This window comes from Lentzea sp. CC55 (genome assembly GCF_021056325.1).
Classification (GTDB): domain Bacteria; phylum Actinomycetota; class Actinomycetes; order Mycobacteriales; family Pseudonocardiaceae; genus Lentzea; species Lentzea jiangxiensis.
The window spans coordinates 35,032-55,800 of sequence record NZ_JAJCXE010000009.1; the positions used below are offsets into that span (position 1 = coordinate 35,032).

Consider the following 20,769-nt stretch of genomic DNA (forward strand, 5'->3'; position numbering starts at 1 on the left):
CCGGTACTGTCTGCGGCGTGGCGCTCGCTCTGTATCGCAAGTACCGACCGGCCACGTTCTCCGAGGTCGTCGGCCAGGAGCACGTGACCGACCCCCTGCGCACCGCGCTGGCGGCGGGCCGGGTGAACCACGCGTACCTGTTCAGCGGCCCCCGGGGCTGCGGCAAGACCTCGTCGGCCCGCATCCTGGCGCGCTCGCTGAACTGCGCGAAGGGCCCGACCCCCGACCCGTGCGGCGAGTGCAACAGCTGCATCGGCCTCGCTCCCAACGGCAGTGGCAGCGTCGACGTCGTCGAGCTCGACGCGGCGTCGCACGGCGGTGTGGAGGACGCCCGCGACCTCCGCGACAAGGCCTTCTACGCCCCGGCCGAGTCCAAGTACCGCGTCTTCATCATCGACGAGGCGCACATGGTCACCACGCAGGGCTTCAACGCCCTGCTGAAGATCGTCGAAGAGCCGCCGGACCACCTGATCTTCATCTTCGCCACCACCGAGCCGGACAAGGTCCTCCCGACCATCCGCTCGCGCACGCACCACTACCCGTTCCGCCTGATCCCGCCCGGCGTGATGCGCACCCTGCTCGAACGCAACTGCGCCGCGGAGGGCGTGGCCGTCGAACCGGCCGTCTTCCCGCTGGTCATCCGCGCGGGCGGCGGCTCGGCCCGCGACACCCAGTCGGTCATGGACCAGCTCCTGTCCGGCGCGGGCCCGGACGGCGTGAAGTACGAGCGGGCCATCACGCTCCTCGGCGTCACGGACTCGGCTCTGATCAACGACGTGGTCGACGGCCTCTCCGCGGGCGACGGCGCGGCGGTCTTCGGCACCATCGACCGCCTGGTGGACGCGGGCCACGACCCCCGCCGCTTCGCGAGCGACCTCCTGGACCGCCTCCGCGACCTGGTCCTGCTCTGCGCCGTCCCGGACGCCGCGGACCGCAACCTGGTCAGCGCCCCGGAGGACGAGCTGGCCACGATGGCGGCCCAGGCGGAACGGATCGGCCCGGCGACGCTGACCCGCTACGCCGAGATCGTGCACCAGGGCCTCGTCGACATGCGAGGAGCCACGGCCCCGCGCCTGCTCCTCGAACTGCTCGTCTCCCGCATGCTCCTGCCGTCGGTGAGCCAGTCCGAAGCGGCCCTGCTCCAGCGCCTCGAACAACTGGAACGCCGCCCCCCGGCCGCCATCGCGGCCGGTTCGGGCGACGGCGCCGCCCCCGCCGGCGGCCCGGTCTTCACCCGCAGGTCCCAGCAGGCAGCGGAACCGGCACCCGCGGACCCCCCGAGGCAGCCGGAGCCGCAGCGCCCGGCGCCCCAGCCCGCCGCCGTGATCCCGGCCCCGGCCCCGGTCCCGGCCCCGGTGGCAGCCCCGGTGCAGGCACAGCCGACCGCGCCGGTCGCCACCGCCGCGCCTTCCACGCCTTCCGCTCCTGTCGCGGCACCCGCTCCGGCCCCCATCGCGGAAGCCGGTGCGATGGACGCGACGGCGGTCCGCCGGATCTGGTCCGAACTGCTGGCCGCGGTCCGCGCCAGCAGCCGGAGCACCGAGGCGATGCTGACCAACGCCGTGGTCAGCGAGGTGGACGGCAACGTCGTCACCATCACCCACACCTCGGCCCCCCTGGCCCGCCGCCTGGCGGAGCCGCGCAACACCGAGGCCATCGCCGCGGCCCTGTCGACGGTGCTGGGTGGCACCTGGCAGGTCCGCTGCACCCACGGAACCCCTGGCGCCACCCCCCAGGCCGCTGCCCCGGCCAAGGCGTCCCGCCCGGCCCCGGTCCGCCCGAGCCAGGCGCAGAACGCCCGGCAGCCGGAACCCCGGCAACGCCCGGCACCGCGCCCGCCGGTGGACGACGTCCCACCGCCGCCGGAACCGCCCGAGCCCGACGACCCGCTGCCGCCGGAACCGGACGACGAAGAGGCGATGCTGGCCGAGGCCGCCCGCCCGGCGGACCCGGACAGCACCCCCGAGGCGAAGGACCCGGAATCGGTGATGCTGAAGCTCCTGGCGGACGAGTTGGGCGCCCGGCCGCTCAAGAAGGCCTGACGGCCCGAACGAGGCCGCCGGAGCGATAGCCGTGCCATCGACCCGGCGAACGGCACCCGTACGCTGGACGCGACCCACGGAAGACCAAGTACCACCCACCGAGAGGACCAGCGGTGCAACCCGGTCAGTTCGACATGCAGGCCCTGCTCCAGCAGGCCCAGAACATGCAGCAGCAGATGGCAGAAGCCCAGCAGCAGCTGGCCGAAACCGAGATCACCGGCAACGCGGGCAACGACCTCGTGAAGGCCACCGTCACCGGCGGCGGCGAGCTCGTGAGCCTCACCATCGACCCGAAGATCGTGGACCCGGAGGACGTCGACACCCTCCAGGACCTGGTGATCGCCGCGATCAAGGACGCCAACACCAAGGCGCAGCAGCTGGTCGAGCAGAAGCTCGGCCCGCTCGCCCAGGGTGGCCTCGGCGGACTGCTCGGCTAACACCATGTACGAGGGCCCGGTACAGGACCTGATCGACGAGCTGGGCAGGCTCCCGGGCGTCGGCCCGAAGAGCGCGCAGCGGATCGCCTTCCACCTCCTCGCCACGGAACCCGCTGACATCGAGCGGCTCCAGCACGCGCTGCAGAAGGTCAAGGAGGGCGTGGTCTTCTGCGACGTCTGCGGCAACGTCTCCGCCGAGACGAGGTGCCGGATCTGCCGGGACCCCAAGCGGGACCTGAGCCTGGTCTGCGTGGTCGAGGAGCCGAAGGACGTCCAGGCGATCGAGCGGACCAGGGAGTTCCGGGGGCGCTACCACGTCCTGGGTGGCGCGCTCGACCCGTTGAGCGGGATCGGGCCCGACCAGTTGCGCATCCGGCAGCTGCTCAACCGGATCGGCACGGCGACCGACGGGGTCGACATCTCCGAGGTCATCATCGCCACGGACCCGAACACCGAGGGCGAGGCGACGGCCACCTACCTGGTCCGGATGCTCAGGGACTTCCCGGGGCTCACCGTCACGCGGCTCGCCAGCGGGCTGCCGATGGGCGGCGACCTGGAGTTCGCCGACGAGCTCACGCTGGGGCGTGCGCTATCTGGTCGCCGCAGCATGTGACAGCGGCCCCACCGCGGCTGGGCGGCACACGCCTGGTCGCGGTGGACGGCCCGTCGGGCGCGGGCAAGTCGACGTTCGCGAGGCAGCTCGCCGAGGAGATCGGCGCGCAGCTGATCAGCACCGACCACTTCGCCACGTGGGACGACCCGACGACGCGGTGGTGGCCCCGGCTGTGGCGGGCACTCGACGCCGTGGCGAGCGGCTCACCCGGCCGCTACCGGAAAACCGACTGGTCCCAAGGGTTTCCGTGCATCGGCGAAGGCGACGAAGTCACGATCGCTCCACACGGGACGGTCATCCTGGAGGGGTTCTCCTCGGCCAGGAAGGCGAACACCCGCCTGAGCTGCGCGATCTTCGTCGACCACCCCGACGGACGGGTGAGGCTGGAGCGGGCCGTCGCCCGTGACGGCGAGGAGCACCGCGAGCACTTCGTGCGCTGGCAGCAGTACGAAAGGGGCTGGTTCGCGGTCGACGAGACCAGGGCCAGGGCTGACTACGTTGTCACGTCGAGCAGCTGAGCCCGCACGACGGAGGCTTCGGGCGTCCCGATCGCGCTGAACACCTCCAGCGCGGAGGACCAGTGCGCACGGGCGGCGGCATAGTCGCCCAGCGCGGAGGAGGCGTCGCCGGCCAGCTGCAGGGCGCGTCCGAACACCCACCGGTGGCCTGAGTCGGATCCGGCCGCGGCGGCACGCAGCGCGCAGTCGAGGGCGGCGGACACGTCCGAGGTGTCGAGGTGGGTGCGGCCGAGAACGAGCAGCACCTCCATCTCGGCCAGGCGGAACTGCGACCGGCCCGCCTCGTCCAGCGCCGAGGTGGCCGTCGCCAGGGCTTCCTCGTAACGGCCGAGAGCGCGGTACGTCGACGCGAGGCCGCGGCGGGCCGAGCAGATGCCCCACGAGTAGCCGGTCTCGACCGCGATGGTGAGCGCCGACGAGAACTGCTCCAGGGCCTCCTCGTGGCGGCCGGCGCCCTCCAAGGCGCGGCCGAGCAGGTTCCGGGCGTCGCAGACGCTCTTCACGTTCTCCAGGTCCTGCGCGATCCGCATGGCGGCGGACGCTTCGACGGCCGCCTCCTCGTAGCGGCCGCGCATGATCAGCGTGATGGCCATGCCCTCGTGCATGGTGTGGCCGAAGTTGCGGGCTGCCGCACGTTCGTACAGCTCGCTCGCGCGCACGAAGTACGACGCACCCAGCTCCGGCTCACCGCGTGACGCGTAGACCTCGCCGAGGGCACGCATCGAGTTCGCCTGCGTGATCCACGAGTCGATGCGCGTGCCGGCTTCCAGTGCCTCCTCGAACGTCGCGGCGGCGCGGTCGAGCTGGCCGAGCTGCATGTAGACGCCGCCGAGGTTGAACAGGGCGTTCGCGAGCACCTGCAGCGCACCGACCCGGCGGGCGATCACCAGGGCGCGTTCGAGGTGGTCGGCGGCCTGCTCCAGCTCGCCCAGGTCGATGTGGACGCTGCCCGCGTTCGACAGCACGGCCGCCTCGGCCTCCGGCAGGTCGATGCTCTCCTGCAACGCGATGGCCTGCTGGTAGTGGCCCAGCGCGTTGCGGTGCCGGCCGGTCACCCAGTACAGCGTGCCGAGCGACGACTGCATCGCGAGCTGGCCGAGCTCGTCGCGGGGCGCGCGGGCGCCGAGCAGGCCCGCCTTGGCCGTCTCACGCCACTCCGCGGTGAGGCCCTGCGTGTAGAAGTAGCCGCGCAGGGCGTCGGCCAGCTGCCACGGCGAGTTCTCCGGGTCGCGCTCGACGCAGTGGGCGACCAGGGCGACGAGGTTGGCGCGCTCGCAGTCGAGCCAGGCCAGGGCCTCGGTGCTGGTGCTGAACGTCCGCGGCACCACGCCGTCCAGCGGTGCGGGGCGCGGGAACCGGAAGAGCGTCGACTTCATCGCCGCCGTGGCGTTGTCGACCGACCGCACCGCCCAGTCGAACAGCCGCCGCAACGCGAGCAGCGAGTCGGCGCGGCCCTCCTCGAACGCCAGGCGCTCGGCCGCGTAGTCGCGCAGCAGGTCGTGGAACTGGTAGCGCGACGGCGCGTGGTTCGAGATCAGGTTCGCGGTGGCCAGGCGGTCGAGGCGCCGGCGGGCGTCCTGCGTGGTCAGACCGGACAGGGCGGCCGCCATCTCGGGCGTGAAGTCCGTGCCGGGAACCAGCGACAGCACCCGGAACATCTGCGCGAGCTCCGGCTTCAGCGCCGTGTAGGAGAGGTCGAACGCCGCGTGCACCGCCACCCGTTCGTCGCCTTCGACGGCCAGGGCGGCGAGCCTGTTGCCCGCCCTCAGCTCCTCGACGTAGTCCGCGATGGACAGTTCGGGGCGCGACACGAGGTTGGCCGCTGCGATACGCAAAGCCAATGGCAGATGGGCGCACAGGGCCGCCAGCTCCAGCGCGGCGTCCTCTTCGGACGCGACTTCGTCCGCACCCAGGATGCCTGCGAGGAGTGACTTCGTCTCGTGCCAGTCGAGGACGTCGAGCCGCACGTTCGACGCCGCGTGCGAGACGGCCAGGCCGCGCAACGTGTCCCGCGACGTCACCAGCACCGCGCACCCCGGCGACCCCGGCAGCAGCGGCCGGATCTGCTCGGCGGACGACGCGTTGTCGAGCAGCAGCAGCACGCGCTGGCCGGTCAGCGTGGACCGGAACATCGCCTCCTGCTCGTCCTGGTCCAGCGGCACCTGGTCGGGCTCGGTGCCGAGCGCGCGGAGGAACCGCGGCAGCACGTCGACGGCGCTGAGCGGCGGGCCGGGGGCGTAGCCGCGCAGGTTGACGTAGAGCTGGCCGTCCGGGAAGTCCGCGCGCATCCGGTGCGCCGCGTGCACGGCCAGCGCCGTCTTGCCCACGCCCGGAGGCCCGGCCAGTGTGACAACCGGCACACCCTGCGCGGTCCGCAGCAGCGCCACGATCAGCGACACGGCCTCGTCGCGGCCCACGAAGTCCGGGATGTCCGCCGGGAGCTGCGACGGGACCACCCGTTCGGGCTTCGCGGCGACCGGCACACCCGAGACCGCCGTGGTCACCGCGCCGATCGAGCCGGACAGCACCTGGCTGTGCACGCGCCGCAGCTCGTCGCCGGGGTCGATGCCCAGCTCGTCGCCCAGGAGCCGGGAAACGCGCTGGTAGGCGGCCAGCGCCTCGCTCTGGCGGCCCGAGCGGTACAGCGCCACCATCAGCTGCGCCCAGAACCGCTCGCGCAACGGGTGGTCGCTCGTCAGCCGGGACAGCTCCGCGACGAGCTCGCCGTGCCGGCCGAGCTCCAGGTCGACCTCGACGCGGCGTTCGAGCACGTGCAGGCGGCGTTCGTCGAGCCTCGGCACCTCGTCGCGGTGCAGGACCTCCGACGGCACGTCGACCAGCGCCGGGCCTCGCCAGAGCCCCAGCGCGGCGGTGAACGCGGCCGACGCGGCCTGCAGGTTCCCGGCGGCGCGCTCCTGTTCGCCCTGGTCGATCAGCGGCTCGAAGCGCATCAGGTCGATGGTCTTCTCGTCGACGTCGATCAGGTAGCCGTCGGGCACGGTCCTGATCGGCACGGACGGTCCGAGCAGCTGCCGGAGCCTCATCACGTACGTCTGGAGGGTCGCGCGCGCCCGAGCGGGCGGATCGTCTCCCCACACGTTGCCGGCGAGCTCGTCCACGGACACCGAGGTGCCGACGCGCAGCAGCAACGACGCCAGCAGCGCGCGCTGCCGACCGGCCCTGACCAGCAACGGGTCGGAGTCGAGGAGGACCTGGAGGGGGCCGAGCACGCGGAACTCGACCTGCTTGCCCATACGACCTCCTCCGCGTGTCGTTGTCGTTTCTACAGCCTAGGAGAGCGTCCGACCCATCTGCCGTGCTCACGTTGGGTCAGCGGCCGTGCGCCGGACGTATCAGAATGCCTGGTCTAGTGGCCGGATCGTGACCTGAGTAACCCCGGACGGGGTATCTACAACGGTTATGGTCGGCGACCACACCGTGAGATGTGCGGATTGTCCAAGGGGTGTTTGATGGTCCACTCAGTAACGGCTCGCCGCCGTTGGGTTGCCGCGATCGGCTTCCTCAGCGTCAGCGCGCTCGCCCTGTCCGGTTGCGCGCAATCCCAGCGCGACTCAGGCGGCGGCGGCAAGGAAGGCGGCACGCTGACCTTCGGCGCCGCCGGCGCGCCGAAGCTCTTCGACCCGTTCTACGCGACTGACGGCGAGACCTTCCGGGTCTCCCGCCAGATGTTCGAGGGCCTGGTCGGCTTCAAGCCGGGTACCGCCGAGGTCGAGCCCGCGCTCGCCACGAAGTACGAGCCCTCCGCGGACGGCAAGACGTGGACGTTCACCCTCAAGGAGGGCGTGAAGTTCCACGACGGCACGGACTTCAACTCCGAGGCCGTCTGCTTCAACTTCAACCGCTGGTACAACCAGAAGGGCGCCGGCCAGTCCGACGCCGTCTCGCAGTACTGGCTGGACAACTTCGGCGGGTTCGCGACCACGCCGGACAAGCCCTCGCTGTACAAGTCCTGCACCGCCAAGGACCCGAAGACCGCGGTCATCGAGCTGAACGAGGTCACCTCGCAGTTCCCGTCGGTCCTCGGCTTCACGTCGTTCTCCATCTCCAGCCCCGAGGCGCTGAAGAAGTACGACGCGGACAACGTCCAGGCCGCCGGTGACGCGTTCACCTACCCGGCGTACGCGAACGAGCACCCGACCGGCACGGGCCCGTTCAAGTTCGGCAAGTACGACAAGGCCAACAACACCGTGGAGCTCGTGCGCAACGACGCCTACCACGGCACCAAGGCCAAGCTGGACAAGATCGTCTTCAAGATCATCCCGGACGAGACCGCCCGCAAGCAGGCGCTCAAGGCCGGCGACATCGACGGGTACGACCTGCCGAACGCCGCCGACTGGGCGGGCCTGAAGCAGGACGGCTTCAACGTCGCGATCCGCCCGGCGTTCAACGTGTTCTACCTGGGCATCAACCAGAAGAACAACCCGAAGCTCGCCGACCTCAAGGTCCGCCAGGCCCTGATGTACGCGATCAACCGCGAGCAGCTCGTCAAGTCGCAGCTGCCCGAGGGCGCCAAGGTCGCGACGCAGTTCATGCCGGACACCGTCAACGGCTACAACAAGGACATCAAGGCCATCGGCTACGACGTCAACAAGGCCAAGTCGCTGCTGGCCGAGGCCGGTGCCTCCGACCTGACGCTGAAGTTCTACTGGCCGTCCGAGGTCACGCGTCCGTACATGCCGTCCCCGAAGGACCTGTTCGGCGCGATGTCCGGTGACCTGCAGGCCGCCGGCATCAAGCTCGAGGTCGTCACCAAGCCGTGGAACGGCGGTTACCTGACCGACGTCGACCAGGGCATCCCGGACCTGTTCCTGCTCGGCTGGACCGGTGACAACGGCACCGCGCACAACTGGGTCGGCACGTTCTTCGGCCGCACCGACAACCGCTTCAACACCGGTGTGTCGGCGTGGGGCAACACCCTGAAGGACGACCTGGCCAAGGCCAACTCCGAGCCGGACGAGGCCAAGCGCACCAAGCTCTACGAGGACGTCAACAAGCGGATCATGGAGGAGTACCTCCCCGCGATCCCGATCTCGCACTCCCCGCCCGCTCTGGTGTTGAAGTCGGACATCAAGGGTGTCGTCCCGAGCCCGCTGACCGACGAGAGGTTCGGCCCGGCCTCGAAGGGCTGAGCTCGAACCAGCTCCCACCACAAGAGAACAACGGGGTAGCTCAAAGTGCTCCGCTACACCATTCGACGGCTGGTCCAGCTGATCGGCGTGGTGCTGGTGCTCTCGATGTTGCTCTTCGCGTGGTTGCGACTTCTCCCAGGAGGGCCGGTTTCGGCCCTCCTGGGAGAACGCGCTACGCCGGAGTCGCGCGAAGCCCTCACCAAGCAGCTCGGCCTCGATCAGCCGATCTTCGTCCAGTACTTCAAGTTCCTCGGTCGCGCGGCGACCGGTGACTTCGGCGTCTCCACCGGTGTCCAACCCGGTGACTCGGCGCTCGACATCTTCCTCCAGCGGTTCCCCGCGACGATCGAGCTCAGCTTCTTCGCGATCCTGATCGCGATCGCGGTCGGCGTCCCGCTCGGGTACCTCGCCGCGAAGCGCCGCGGCGGCTGGTTCGACAACCTCAGCGTCATCGGTTCGCTGATCGGTGTCGCGGTGCCGGTGTTCTTCCTGGCCTACCTGCTCAAGGACGTGGCGTCGTCGGCGCTCGGCCTGCCCTCGCAGGGCCGCCAGGACGCCATCGACGCCACCCGCGTCACCGGGTTCTTCACCCTCGACGGCCTGATCACCGGCGAGATCGACGCGACGATCAACGCGCTGGAACACCTGATCCTGCCGGCGATCGCGCTCGCCACCATCCCGTTCGCGGTGATCTTCCGGATCACCCGCGCCGCGGTGCTGGACGTGCTCGACGAGGACTTCGTGCGCACCGCCGAGTCCAAGGGCCTCACCGCACCGGTGATCCGCCGCCGGCACGTGCTGCGCAACGCGATGCTGCCGGTCGTCACGACGATCGGCCTGCAGACCGGTGCGCTGCTGTCCGGCGCGGTGCTCACCGAGAAGGTGTTCTCCTTCGCCGGTGTCGGCCAGGCGCTCGCCATCGGGTTCGAACGGCGTGACTACCCGGTGCTGCTGCTGTTGATCATCATGGCCACGATCGTCTACGTCGTCGTGAACCTGCTGGTCGACCTCTCGTACGCGCTCATCGACCCGCGCATCAGGACGAGGTGAGCCCGGTGGCACTCGGAGTTTCCAAGAAGGAAAAGATCGACGGCCTCGCCGAGTCCGCGGGCGTCTCGCTCGCGGCGAGCGCGTGGAAGAGGCTCCGCCGCAGCCCGGTGTTCCTCACCGGCGCGGTGATCATCGGCATCTTCATCGTGCTGTCGCTGCTGTCGCCGTGGCTCGCGCCGCAGGACCCGTCCGTGCCGATGCTGATCGACCAGGTCGTGAAGGCGCGCAACGAGATCCCGCCGCCCCAGCCGGGCCACCTGCTCGGTGGTGACCTGCAGGGCCGCGACTTCTTCTCGCGCCTGCTCGTCGGTTCCCAGCAGACGCTCATCGTGGGTGTCGGCGCGACGATCATCGGCCTGACCGGTGGCCTGATCCTCGGCACGCTCGCGGGCGCGCTCGGCGGCTGGGTCGACTCGATCGTCATGCGCATCGTCGACGTCATGCTCTCGCTGCCGTCGCTGCTGCTCGCGTTCTCGATCGCGGCGATGTTCGCGCGGCCCAGCCAGTTCACCGTGATCCTGGCGGTCGCGATCGTGCAGATCCCGGTGTTCGCGCGGTTGCTCAGGGGCTCGATGCTCGCGCAACGGCACAGCGACCACGTGCTGGCGGCGACCGCCCTGGGCGTGAAGAAGGGCGCGATCGTGTTCCGGCACATGCTGCCGAACTCGCTCAGCCCGGTGATCGTGCAGTCGACGCTCGTGCTGGCCACCGCGATCATCGAGGCGGCCGCGCTGTCGTTCCTCGGCCTCGGCAACCCGGACGACCGGCTGCCGGAGTGGGGGCAGATGCTCGGTGACGTGCAGAACGTCTTCGACACGCACCCGCACCTCGCCGCGTGGCCCGCGATCTGCATCATCATCGTCGCGCTCGGTTTCACCCTCATGGGCGAGACGCTGCGCGAAGCCCTCGACCCGAAGAACAGGCGGTGAGTCGTCGTGGCACTGCTCGAAGTACGTGACCTCACCGTCGTGTTCCAGCGCAAGGGCGAGGAGCCGTTCCACGCCGTCGACGGCGTCAGCTTCGACGTCGAGCCCGGCCAGACGGTCGGCCTCGTCGGCGAGTCGGGCTGCGGCAAGTCGGTGACGTCGCTCGCGATCATGGGTCTGCTGCCCAAGCGCGGCGCCAAGATCAGCGGCACCGTCACCTACGACGGCACGGACCTGCTGAAGCTGTCCGACAGGGAGATGCGCGACCGCCGCGGCCGCGACCTCGGCATGGTCTTCCAGGACCCGCTGTCGTCGCTCAACCCCGTCGTCCCGATCGGCCTGCAGGTCACCGAGGTGCTGGAACGGCACCGCGGCATGCCCCGCAAGGAGGCCATGATCGAGGCGAAGGACCTGCTCGACAAGGTCGGCATCCCGGACCCGAACCGGCGGCTCAAGGAGTACCCGCACCAGCTCTCCGGCGGCATGCGGCAGCGCGCGCTCATCGCGATCGCGCTGGCGTGCCGGCCGAAGCTGCTGATCGCGGACGAGCCGACGACGGCGCTGGACGTGACCATCCAGGCCCAGATCCTCTCGCTCATGAAGGAACTGGTGCAGGACCTCGGCACCGCGCTCGTGATGATCACCCACGACCTGGGTGTCGTCGCGGGCCTGTGCGACGAGGTGAACGTGCTGTACGGCGGCAAGGTGGTCGAGAAGGCCATGCGGCACAAGCTCTTCGCCGAGCCGCGCCACCCGTACACGCACGGCCTGCTCGCGTCCATCCCGCGTCTCGACGCCCCGCGCGGCGAGAAGCTCACGCCCATCCGCGGTTCCGTCGCGGACAACATCCCGTGGACGAGCGCCTGCGCGTTCGCCCCGAGGTGCCCGAACGCGCTGGACGTCTGCCGTGCGGAGACGCCCGCGGAGGTCGACAAGCTGGGCCGCCTGCTGCGCTGCCACAACCCGGTGGTGCCGGGAACTCCCGCCGCCGAGGAGGTGCAGGTATGAGCGAGACCCTGGTTTCCGTCCAGGACATGAAGGTGCACTTCCCGATCAAGCGGGGCGTGTTCTTCGACCGCACCGTCGGCCACGTCTACGCGGTCGACGGCGTCGACCTCGAGATCAAGCGTGGCGAGACGTACGGGCTGGTCGGCGAGTCCGGCTGCGGCAAGTCCACCCTCGGGCGGGCGATGCTGCGGCTCAACGAGCCGACCGACGGCAAGATGATCTTCGACGGGCAGGACTTCTCGACCCTGAAGGGCGAGGAGCTGCGCAAGATGCGGCGCCGGATCCAGATGGTGTTCCAGGACCCGCTGTCGTCGCTCGACCCGCGCCAGTCCGTCGAGTCCATCCTGGTCGAGGGCCTGCGGGCGCACGACCTGGACGAGGGCAAGGAGTCCACGGCGAAGCGGCTGCGCGAGCTGCTGGCCGCCGTCGGCCTGCCGTCCACCGCGCTGCGCAAGTACCCGCACGAGTTCTCGGGCGGTCAGCGGCAGCGCATCGGCATCGCCCGCGCCCTGGCGCTCAACCCGGACCTGATCGTCGCGGACGAGCCGGTGTCCGCGCTCGACGTGTCGGTGCAGGCGCAGGTCGTGAACCTGCTGGAGGAGCTCCAGGAGAAGTTCGGCCTGACCTACCTGGTGATCGCGCACGACCTCGCGGTCGTGAAGCACATCTCCGACCGGGTCGGCGTGATGTACCTCGGCGGGCTGGTCGAGGAGGCCACCTCCGAGGACCTCTACGACGAGCCGCTGCACCCGTACACGCGGGCGCTGCTGTCGGCGATCCCGGTGCCCGACCCGCAGGTCGAGGACCGGCGCGAGCGGATCCTGCTCGCGGGTGACCTCCCGTCGCCCGCGAACCCGCCGACCGGCTGCCGGTTCCACACCCGGTGCCCGTGGCGGCAGGCCACGAAGTGCGACACCGAACGGCCGGCGCTGCGCGAGCTCAAGCCCGGTCACAAGGTGGCGTGCCACTGGGCGGAGCAGATCCGCTCCGGCGAGATCCAGCCGCACGAGGTGAAGCCGGTCCTGGTGGAGGAGGGCGACGGCCTGTCGCCCGACGTGCCGCTCGTGGGTCCGGCGTCCGTCACCGAGGCGCTCAACCCGTAGCACCCGCTCGTCCGGCCGGGGCCACCTCACTTCGAGGTGGCCCCGTTCGTTTCTCCAGGGACCTCCGCTGTCCTCGCTGGATGGACAGTCGTGGCTCGATCCTGCTGAGAGCGGCCGAGATCGCCTCCGTCGACGGCCTGGAGGGCGTCACGATCGGACGGCTCGCGGTCGAGCTCGGCATGAGCAAGAGCGGGGTGTTCTCGCACTTCGGCGCCAAGGAGGAGCTGCAGCTCTCGACGGTCCACAAGGCCGCCGAGATCTTCGCGCGCGAGGTGGTGGCGGCCGGGGGCTCCCTGCTCGACCTGAGCGAGCGCTGGCTCGACTACTCGAAGCGCCGGGTGTTCCCCGGAGGCTGCTTCTTCGTCGTGACCCGGTCGGAGTTCGCCGCCAGGCAGGGGCGCGTGCGGGACGCGCTGGTGCTGTTCACCCTGCGCTGGACCTCACTGCTGGAACGGCTCTGCGGCGACGCCCAGATGGCGTTCGAGGTGGACGCCCTGCTGACGGCCGCGGACCGGTTCGCGGTGCTCTACGACGACGCCTCGGCGTACGAGAGGGTGCGGTTGGCGTTGCGCGCACGGATCGCCATGCCGACCGGGATGGAGAGGAGCGTGGCCACGCCGAACGACAACAGCATCGCGAGCCACGCCTCGTCGACGATCTGGCCGCCGATGTAGCCCACGGTCGCGGGGTAGAGGCTCCACAGCGCCGAGCCGATCGCCGCGACGGGCAGGAACCGGCGCAACGGCCACCTGAGCGCTCCGGCGAGCAGCGCCCCGACGATGCCGCCCGCGGGCAGGAACCTCGCCGCGACGAGGATCGTCTCGCCCTTGGAGCCGAGCTGGTCGGCCGTCCACACGACCATGGCCCGCGCCCTGGCGTTCCGGTTCACCCTGTCGAGGGCGCGCATGCCCATGCGGCGGCCGGCGGTGAAGTTGATCATGTCCGCGACCAGGCACCCGGCCGCGGCGACGAGCACCACGAGGTACAGCGGGACCTCGCCGGAGGCGGCGAGGACGCCGGCGCCGATGAGCACTGCCTCCGTGGGCGCCAGGGGCACCACGGCGACCAGGAACAGCACGACGAGGCTGGTGGCTGTGGTGCTCATGACCGGTGAACGTACGTGAGCCAGATGAACAATCCCGACCAGGCCGTTTCTTCAGCGCGTCCACAGGTGGCACGCCCCGGCTCCGCCGAACGGCCCTGGTCGCTGTCCGAAAGGGCACGACCGCACCGCGGTTCCGAACGCGTCCACGCCTCCTGTCGTGCCGCCTGCCAGGTGTGATCCAGGCCATCCACGCCGCGGTGCCGTCGCCCGGGTTCGACCCCCGTCGTTGACCTGCTCGTTCGGGCGCCGTTAGCGTCCGAACTCAATTGGAAAGCTTGTTAACCAATCCTTCGAGCCGCCGCCTGTGCCCAGGAGGAACGAAGTGATCAGAAAGCACACCAGGACCGGTGTCGCGCTAGCCCTGCTGGCGCTCGTGGTGCCGCAGATCGCGGCGTCCGGCACGGCCAACGCGGCCGATTCCCTGCTGTCGGCGAACAAACCCACCACCGTCTCGTCCGTCGAGGCCGCGACCTTCGGCGGTGCGAACGCCGTCGACGGCAGCTCCACGACCCGCTGGGCGAGCCTCGAGGGCGTCGACCCGCAGTGGATCGCCGTCGACCTCGGCGGCAACGCCACGATCTCGCGGGTCAAGCTCAACTGGGAGGCCGCGTACGCGTCCGAGTACAAGATCCAGACGTCGAGCGACGGCTCGTCGTGGAGCACCAAGAAGACCCTGACCGGTCAGAACGGCGGCATCGACGACGTCGCCGTCTCGACGAGCGGCCGCTACGTGCGGATCTACGGCACCAAGCGCGGCACGTCCTACGGCTACTCGCTGTGGGAGATCGAGGTCTGGGGCAGCACCGCGAACGGGGACACCACGGCCCCGACGGCGCCGTCCGGGCTCGCGAGCACCGGCACCACGTCGAGCACGGCCGGTCTGCGGTGGACGGCCTCGACCGACAACGTCGGCGTGACCGGCTACGAGGTGCTGCGCAACGGCAGCGTCGTCGGCACGCCCACCGGGACGGCGTTCACCGACTCGGGCCTCGCGTCCGGGACGGCGTTCACCTACACCGTCCGCGCCCGTGACGCGGCGGGCAACCTCTCCGCGGTGAGCAACGCGGTGCAGGTGACGACCCTGCCCGCCGGGCCCGGCGACACCACCACGATCGTCGCCGCCGGTGACATCGCGTCGCTGACCAACAGCGAGCACTACGAGACCGCGAAGCTCATCGACCAGATCAAGCCGGACCACATCCTCACGGTCGGCGACAACCAGTACGACAGCGGCACCCTCAGCGAGTTCAAGGCGCACTACGACAAGTCGTGGGGCCGCTACAAGAGCATCACCCACCCGGCGACCGGCAACCACGAGTGGGAGGACGGCCTCAACGGCTACAAGGCGTACTTCGGCGCCCAGGCCTACCCGGCCGGAAAGCCCTACTACAGCTGGGAAGCCGGTGAGTTCCACTTCGTGTCGTTCGACTCGCAGAAGCTCTACGACACCGGTGACGACTCCACGCAGCTGAACTGGCTCAAGGCCGACCTGGCGGCGAACACCAAGCCGTGCGTCGTCGGCTACTGGCACCACCCGCGGTTCAACTCGGGCGAGTACGGCGACAAGTCCGTGATGGCGCCGCTGTGGAACGCGTTCGCGGACGCCAAGGCCGACCTCGTGCTCAGCGGTCACGACCACCACTACGAGCGGCTCAAGCCGCTCGGCAAGAGCGGTGCGGTGGACACGACCAACGGCATGCGCGCCGCGATCGTCGGCATCGGCGGTGACTACCTCTACAAGGACGTCACGCCGCGTGCGGGCGTCGAGAAGTGGTTCGCGGACAGCCACGGCGTCATGAAGATCACCCTGTCCGGCCGGACCTACTCCTGGGAGGTCATCGACACGGCCGGCACGGTGCGCGACAAGGCCGGTCCCTTCACCTGTCGCTGACCACACCTGGTTGTTGATCGGAGGCCGTCGTGTACATCGCAACCGCAAGACGAGCGCCGGCGGCGGGTGGCACCGGCAGGGTGGCGGGGAACGTCCTCGCGCTGGGCGCGGTGTCCCTGCTGACGGACGTCTCGTCCGAGATGGTCACCGCCGTCCTGCCGCTCTACCTCGTGCTGGGGCTGGGTTTCTCCCCGCTGCAGTTCGGTGTGCTGGACGGCGTGTACACCGGTGTGACAGCACTGGTCCGCGTCGCCGGCGGTCATGCGGCTGACCGCTGGCAGCGCCGCAAGCTCGTGGCCGGTCTCGGGTACGGGATCTCGGCGCTGGGCAAGCTCGGCCTGCTCGCCGCCGGGACCTCGGCCACCGCGCTGGGGCTGGTGCTCGCCGGGGACCGGACCGGCAAGGGGCTGCGGACCGCGCCGAGGGACGCGCTGATCACGTTGAGCAGCGAGCCCTCGGCACTCGGACGCGCCTTCGGTGTCCACCGCGCCATGGACACCGTCGGCGCGTTCCTCGGCCCGTTGGTGGCGTTCTGCCTGCTGTGGACGCTGCCGGCGCGCTACGACGTGGTGTTCGTGGTGAGCTTCTGCTTCGCCGCGGTGGGTTTCCTGGTCCTCGTGCTGTTCGTGCGTGATCACCGCGATGTGCTGCCACGCGTCGCGGTGTCGCTCCGCGCCGCGTTCGGGTTGTTGCGGTCCGGGCCGTTCCGCCGGATCTGCCTGGTCGCGTGCGGGCTCGGGTTCCTGACGCTCGGCGACGGGTTCGTCTACCTGTTGCTGCAGAAGAAGCTCGACGTCGAGCTCGCCTACATCGCCCTGCTGCCCCTCGGCACGGCCGGTGTGTACCTGCTCGCCGCCGTGCCGCTGGGGTCGCTCGCCGACCGCGTGGGCCGGTGGAGGATCTTCCTGGCGGGCCACCTCGCGCTGCTCGGCGCGTACGTGCTGCTGGCGGGAGCGTCCGGGATCCCGCTGCTCGTCGGCGTTCTGGTGCTGCACGGGCTGTTCTACGCGTGCACCGACGGCGTGCTGATGGCCGTTGCCGGACCGATGGTCCCCGACGAGCTGCGGACGTCCGGTCTGGCCCTGCTCCAGACCGGGCAGGTGCTGGCCCGTGCCGCCTCCTCCGTTCTGTTCGGCGCCCTGTGGACGTGGTTCGCGTGGTGAGGGTCCTGGTCGTCGTCCTCGCGGTGGTCGCGCTGGGCGCGGGTGCCACCGCCTACGCCCTGCGCGCTCCGGACGCGGTGTCCGTCGCCGTGGAGGCCGGTCCGGTCGAGCTGTCGGCCGGGAGGCTGGTGTTCGTGGACGACGTGAGCGGCAAGGTGGCGTCGGTGCCGCTGTCCGACCCCTCCGGGCCGCGGCGGGTGAGCTCGTTGTCCTGCAAGCGGTTCTACACGGCCGCGCAGCAGGGCGTCTGCCTCGCCGACCGCTCCGGCCCGCTGCCGGGATCGGTCTCGGTCTTCGTCGACCGGTCGCTGACCGAGACCCGCCGCGTCGACGTCGCCGGCGTGCCGAACCGCGCGAAGCTGTCGGCGGACGGGCGCATGGCGTCGTGGACGACGTTCGTGACCGGTGACTCCTACGCCCAGGCGGGCACGTTCTCGACCCGCACGGCGATCTTCGACCGGCAGAGCGAGGTGTACTCCAGCAACATCGAGGGCACGCGCGTCGCCGGGATGAAGACCACCAACGACATGAACTTCTGGGGCGTCACGTTCGCGTCGGACGACCGCACGTACTACGCGACCCTCAGCACCGCGGGGAAGACGTACCTGGTCCGGGGAGACGCCTCCGAGGAGTCGGCGACACCGTTGCGGGAGAACGCCGAATGCCCGTCGCTCTCACCGGACGGCAAGCGCCTGGCGTTCAAGAAGCGCGTGCCCGGCGACGGCGCACGGCCGTGGCGGCAGCACGTGCTGGACCTGACCACGATGGTGGAGACACCCCTGGCCGAGACGCGGGGGATCGACGACCAGGTCGTGTGGCTCGACGACGACACCATCGCCTACGGCCTGCCGGGTGAGGGCATCTGGGCCGTTCCGGCGAACGGGGAGGGCGCGCCGCGGCAGCTGGTGCCGCACGCGTCCTCCCCGTCGCTCGCGTCCTAGCGGTTGGCCCGGTTGACCGCGCTCACGATCGCGCGGAACGACGCGGCGACCGTGGAGGAGTCGATGCCCACGCCCCACAGCACGCGGTCGCCCACCGCGCACTCGAGGTAGGCGGCCGCGCGGGCGTCGTCACCGGCGGACAGCGCGTGCTCGGCGTAGTCCAGCACCCGCACGTCGTAGCCGATGGACGCGAGCGCGTCGACGAACGCGGCGATCGGGCCGTTGCCCGAGCCCGTGATCTCCTGCTGCTCGCCGTCGACCAGCAGCGTCGCGATGATCTCCTCGTGGCCGCTGCCGTCCGACGACGCCTTGTGCTTGAGCAGGTACATCGGCACCCGGCCGTGCAGGTACTCCTCCGCGAAGGCGTCCCACATCTCCTTCGGGCCGATCTCGCCGCCCTGCGTGTCGGTGACCTCCTGGATCACCTTCGAGAACTCGATCTGCAGGCGCCGCGGCAGGTCCAGGTGGTGCTCCTGCTTCATCAGGTACGCCACGCCGCCCTTGCCGGACTGCGAGTTGACCCGGATGACGGCCTCGTAGTTGCGGCCGACGTCCTTCGGGTCGATCGGCAGGTACGGGACCTCCCACGGGAAGTCGTCGACGTGCTGGCCCGCGTCCTTGGCGTCGGCCTCCAGCGCTTCGAAGCCCTTCTTGATCGCGTCCTGGTGCGAGCCGGAGAACGCGGTGAAGACCAGGTCACCGCCGTACGGGTGCCGCTCGGGCACCGGCAGCTGGTTGCAGTACTCGACCGTGCGGCGGACCTCGTCGATGTCGGAGAAGTCGATCTGCGGGTCGATGCCCTGGCTGAACATGTTCATCGCGAGCGTCACCAGGCAGACGTTGCCGGTGCGCTCGCCGTTGCCGAACAGGCAGCCCTCGATGCGGTCCGCACCGGCCAGGTAGCCCAGCTCCGCCGCCGCGACACCCGTGCCGCGGTCGTTGTGCGGGTGCAGGCTGAGGATGATCGCCTCGCGGTTGTCCAGGTTGCGCGACATCCACTCGATCGAGTCGGCGTAGACGTTCGGCGTCGCCATCTCGACCGTCGCCGGCAGGTTGACGATCAGCGGCTTCTCGGGCGTCGGCTGGATGACCGCCTGGACCGCGTTGCAGACCTCGACCGCGTAGGACAGCTCGGTGCCGGTGTAGGACTCAGGGCTGTACTCGTAGCGGAAGTCGGTCTCGGGGTAGGCCTTCTCCTGCTCCTTGGCGAACTTCGCCGCGTCCGTCGCGATCTTCTTGATGCCGTCCCGGTCGGAGCGGAACACGACGCGGCGCTGCAGGATCGAGGTCGAGTTGTAGAAGTGGACGATCGCCTTGCTCGCGCCGCGCAGCGACTCGAACGTGCGGGCGATGAGCTCCTCGCGGCACTGCGTCAGCACCTGGATCGTGACGTCGTCCGGGATGGCGCCGTCCTCGATGATCTCGCGGACGAAGTCGAAGTCGGTCTGGGACGCGGCAGGGAAGCCGACCTCGATCTCCTTGAAGCCCATCCGGACCAGCAGGTCGAACATCTTCCGCTTGCGCGCGGGCGACATCGGGTCGATCAGGGCCTGGTTGCCGTCACGCAGGTCCACCGCGCACCACAGCGGGGCCTTCTCGATCCGCTTCGTCGGCCACGTGCGGTCCGGTACGTCGACGACCTCGACCAGCTCGTGGAACGGGCGGTAGCGGTGGAACGGCATGCTGCTGCCCAGCTGGCGGTTCCAGGACTGCTGGGACTCCGGGGCGGGGCGGCTCGGCTTGCGGATGCGACTGGTGCCCGCGCTGTACGCGTCGGCCGAGTCGTAGGCGTTGGTCGTGGTGAAAGCCTCGTTGGAGGTCATCTTCGGTGCTCCTGCGGGTCGTCAGCGGGGAACGACCGGCGGCAACGCTGAAGCCCGCGACGGGGGGCCGGTCTGATCAGACCCCGTCACGGCAGCGAAGCAGGAGGGAACGCCACACGGGGGACAGAGTAGCCACATGTCGGGGACAGGTGGAACTCGACGACCGGATCGTGGGATGTCCGAGGGTGTCGGGGGTGCTGGGTAGGTTGTGTTGCGAGGGGTCCTGAGGGTGGGGGGACGCCTGCGTCAGCTTGCGGTTTGTGCTGGGTGTGGCGGGTTTCGGGTGGGGCGCGGCCTGGTGGTGTTCGCCTGTTGTGTGCGGCCTGGGTGCGTTTCCGCTGTTGCGGCGGCTTGGTCGTGTTCGCCGTGATGGGTGCGGCTTGAGGGCGTTTCCGCTGTTGCGGCGGCCTGTTGTGTTCCCGCTGTTGCGTGCGGCCTGGTCGCCTTGCGTGCTTCCCCCTGGGGGCGCTGCCCCCAGACCCCCGGCAATCTGATCAGGGGCCCGCGCCTTGAGCGGGTTGATGGCACGCCTGTTTGTGTTGGGCGGCTGCCGGTGGCGTTCGTTGTGGGTGGGGCCGCCTGAAAAGCCAAGAGCCAAAGCCAAGACGGCTCGGCTTCGCCTTTGCACTGGTAACGGGTTCATAAGCAGGTCAACTTGCACGTTTTGCGAGCCGGATACCCGGGAAAAGTTCATGTATGTCCAGATTACGTACGACCAGTGGCCGCGGCACGGCTTCCCGCGTGATCAGCGGCATCGGCGCGCTCTTCGCACTCATTGAGGTGCTCTACATCCTGATGATCGTGTTGGGTGCCAACCAGGCCAACGCGTTCTTCAAGTTCGTCCAGTCCCTCGCCGAGCCTCTCGCGTTGTTCTTCCCCGGCCTCTTCGCCACCGGGAACTACAACCTCGACGTCTTCCTCAACTACGGTCTGGCCGCCGTGTTCTGGCTGGTCGTGACCGGTTTGCTGGCGCGTGCGGTTTCGCGCTACTGAGCTACT

General features: G+C 70.0%; 14 protein-coding genes and 2 pseudogenes. 13 read left to right on the forward strand and 3 right to left on the reverse strand.

Features of this window, described 5'->3' with window-relative positions:
* Positions 1-17: 17 nt before the first annotated feature.
* The 4 genes from L6E10_RS06665 (at position 18) to L6E10_RS06680 (ending at position 3,610) form a co-directional block, all read left to right on the forward strand.
* Positions 18-2,042, forward strand: a complete 2,025-nt coding sequence (locus L6E10_RS06665) for a DNA polymerase III subunit gamma and tau (protein ID WP_236217834.1) — start codon at positions 18-20, stop codon at positions 2,040-2,042.
* Between the two features lie 134 nt (positions 2,043-2,176).
* Positions 2,177-2,479 carry a YbaB/EbfC family nucleoid-associated protein gene (locus L6E10_RS06670; protein ID WP_090097788.1) on the forward strand — a complete coding sequence of 101 codons (303 nt, stop codon included), beginning with the start codon at positions 2,177-2,179 and terminating at the stop codon, positions 2,477-2,479.
* A gap of 4 nt (positions 2,480-2,483) precedes the next feature.
* The gene (gene recR / locus L6E10_RS06675; RefSeq protein ID WP_090097787.1) at positions 2,484-3,092 is read left to right on the forward strand and encodes a recombination mediator RecR; all 609 of its coding nucleotides are present in this window, start codon (positions 2,484-2,486) and stop codon (positions 3,090-3,092) included.
* Entirely contained in the window at positions 3,089-3,610 is a 522-nt protein-coding gene (locus L6E10_RS06680) for an AAA family ATPase (RefSeq protein WP_236217836.1), read from the forward strand. Before recR ends, L6E10_RS06680 begins: the two co-directional genes overlap by 4 nt.
* On the opposite strand, the gene L6E10_RS06685 is transcribed toward L6E10_RS06680, so the two are convergent.
* Positions 3,586-6,864, reverse strand: coding sequence for a BTAD domain-containing putative transcriptional regulator (locus L6E10_RS06685; RefSeq protein ID WP_236217838.1), 3,279 nt, complete (start codon positions 6,862-6,864; stop codon positions 3,586-3,588). The genes L6E10_RS06680 and L6E10_RS06685 overlap by 25 nt on opposite strands.
* Before the next feature lie 216 nt (positions 6,865-7,080).
* On the opposite strand from L6E10_RS06685, the gene L6E10_RS06690 reads away from it, so the two are divergent.
* The 6 genes from L6E10_RS06690 to L6E10_RS06715 all read left to right on the forward strand — a co-directional run bounded on the left by L6E10_RS06690 (position 7,081) and on the right by L6E10_RS06715 (position 13,521).
* The gene (locus L6E10_RS06690) at positions 7,081-8,760 is read left to right on the forward strand and encodes an ABC transporter substrate-binding protein (protein WP_236217840.1); all 1,680 of its coding nucleotides are present in this window, start codon (positions 7,081-7,083) and stop codon (positions 8,758-8,760) included.
* A gap of 45 nt (positions 8,761-8,805) precedes the next feature.
* Positions 8,806-9,810 carry an ABC transporter permease gene (locus L6E10_RS06695; protein WP_090097650.1) on the forward strand — a complete coding sequence of 335 codons (1,005 nt, stop codon included), beginning with the start codon at positions 8,806-8,808 and terminating at the stop codon, positions 9,808-9,810.
* 5 nt (positions 9,811-9,815) lie between these two features.
* Positions 9,816-10,739: an ABC transporter permease gene (locus L6E10_RS06700; RefSeq protein WP_236217842.1), complete on the forward strand. Its 924-nt coding sequence runs from the start codon at positions 9,816-9,818 to the stop codon at positions 10,737-10,739.
* A 6-nt stretch (positions 10,740-10,745) separates the two neighbouring features.
* Positions 10,746-11,744 (forward strand): ABC transporter ATP-binding protein, encoded by a 999-nt coding sequence (locus L6E10_RS06705; protein ID WP_236217844.1) that lies wholly within the window; start codon positions 10,746-10,748, stop codon positions 11,742-11,744.
* Positions 11,741-12,847, forward strand: coding sequence for an ABC transporter ATP-binding protein (locus L6E10_RS06710; protein WP_236217846.1), 1,107 nt, complete (start codon positions 11,741-11,743; stop codon positions 12,845-12,847). Before L6E10_RS06705 ends, L6E10_RS06710 begins: the two co-directional genes overlap by 4 nt.
* 80 nt (positions 12,848-12,927) lie before the next feature.
* A complete protein-coding gene (locus tag L6E10_RS06715; protein ID WP_236217848.1) occupies positions 12,928-13,521 on the forward strand; it encodes a TetR/AcrR family transcriptional regulator in 594 nt (197 codons plus the stop codon).
* A 56-nt stretch (positions 13,522-13,577) separates the two neighbouring features.
* Here L6E10_RS06715 and L6E10_RS06720 read toward each other — a convergent pair.
* Positions 13,578-13,952 (reverse strand): annotated as a pseudogene (locus tag L6E10_RS06720) (DedA family protein); the annotation flags it as partial.
* Between the two features lie 322 nt (positions 13,953-14,274).
* Between L6E10_RS06720 and L6E10_RS40205 the strand changes: the two are divergent.
* Both L6E10_RS40205 and L6E10_RS06740 read left to right on the forward strand, forming a co-directional pair.
* Entirely contained in the window at positions 14,275-15,843 is a 1,569-nt protein-coding gene (locus L6E10_RS40205; RefSeq protein WP_308102676.1) for a discoidin domain-containing protein, read from the forward strand.
* A gap of 29 nt (positions 15,844-15,872) precedes the next feature.
* Positions 15,873-17,077 (forward strand): annotated as a pseudogene (locus L6E10_RS06740) (MFS transporter); the annotation flags it as partial.
* An 866-nt stretch (positions 17,078-17,943) separates the two neighbouring features.
* Here the strand turns inward: L6E10_RS06740 and leuA are convergent.
* Positions 17,944-19,770: a 2-isopropylmalate synthase gene (gene leuA, locus L6E10_RS06750; RefSeq protein ID WP_236217854.1), complete on the reverse strand. Its 1,827-nt coding sequence runs from the start codon at positions 19,768-19,770 to the stop codon at positions 17,944-17,946.
* A 696-nt stretch (positions 19,771-20,466) separates the two neighbouring features.
* Between leuA and L6E10_RS06755 the strand changes: the two genes are divergently transcribed.
* The gene (locus L6E10_RS06755; RefSeq protein ID WP_090097643.1) at positions 20,467-20,763 is read left to right on the forward strand and encodes a hypothetical protein; all 297 of its coding nucleotides are present in this window, start codon (positions 20,467-20,469) and stop codon (positions 20,761-20,763) included.
* Positions 20,764-20,769: the final 6 nt, after the last annotated feature.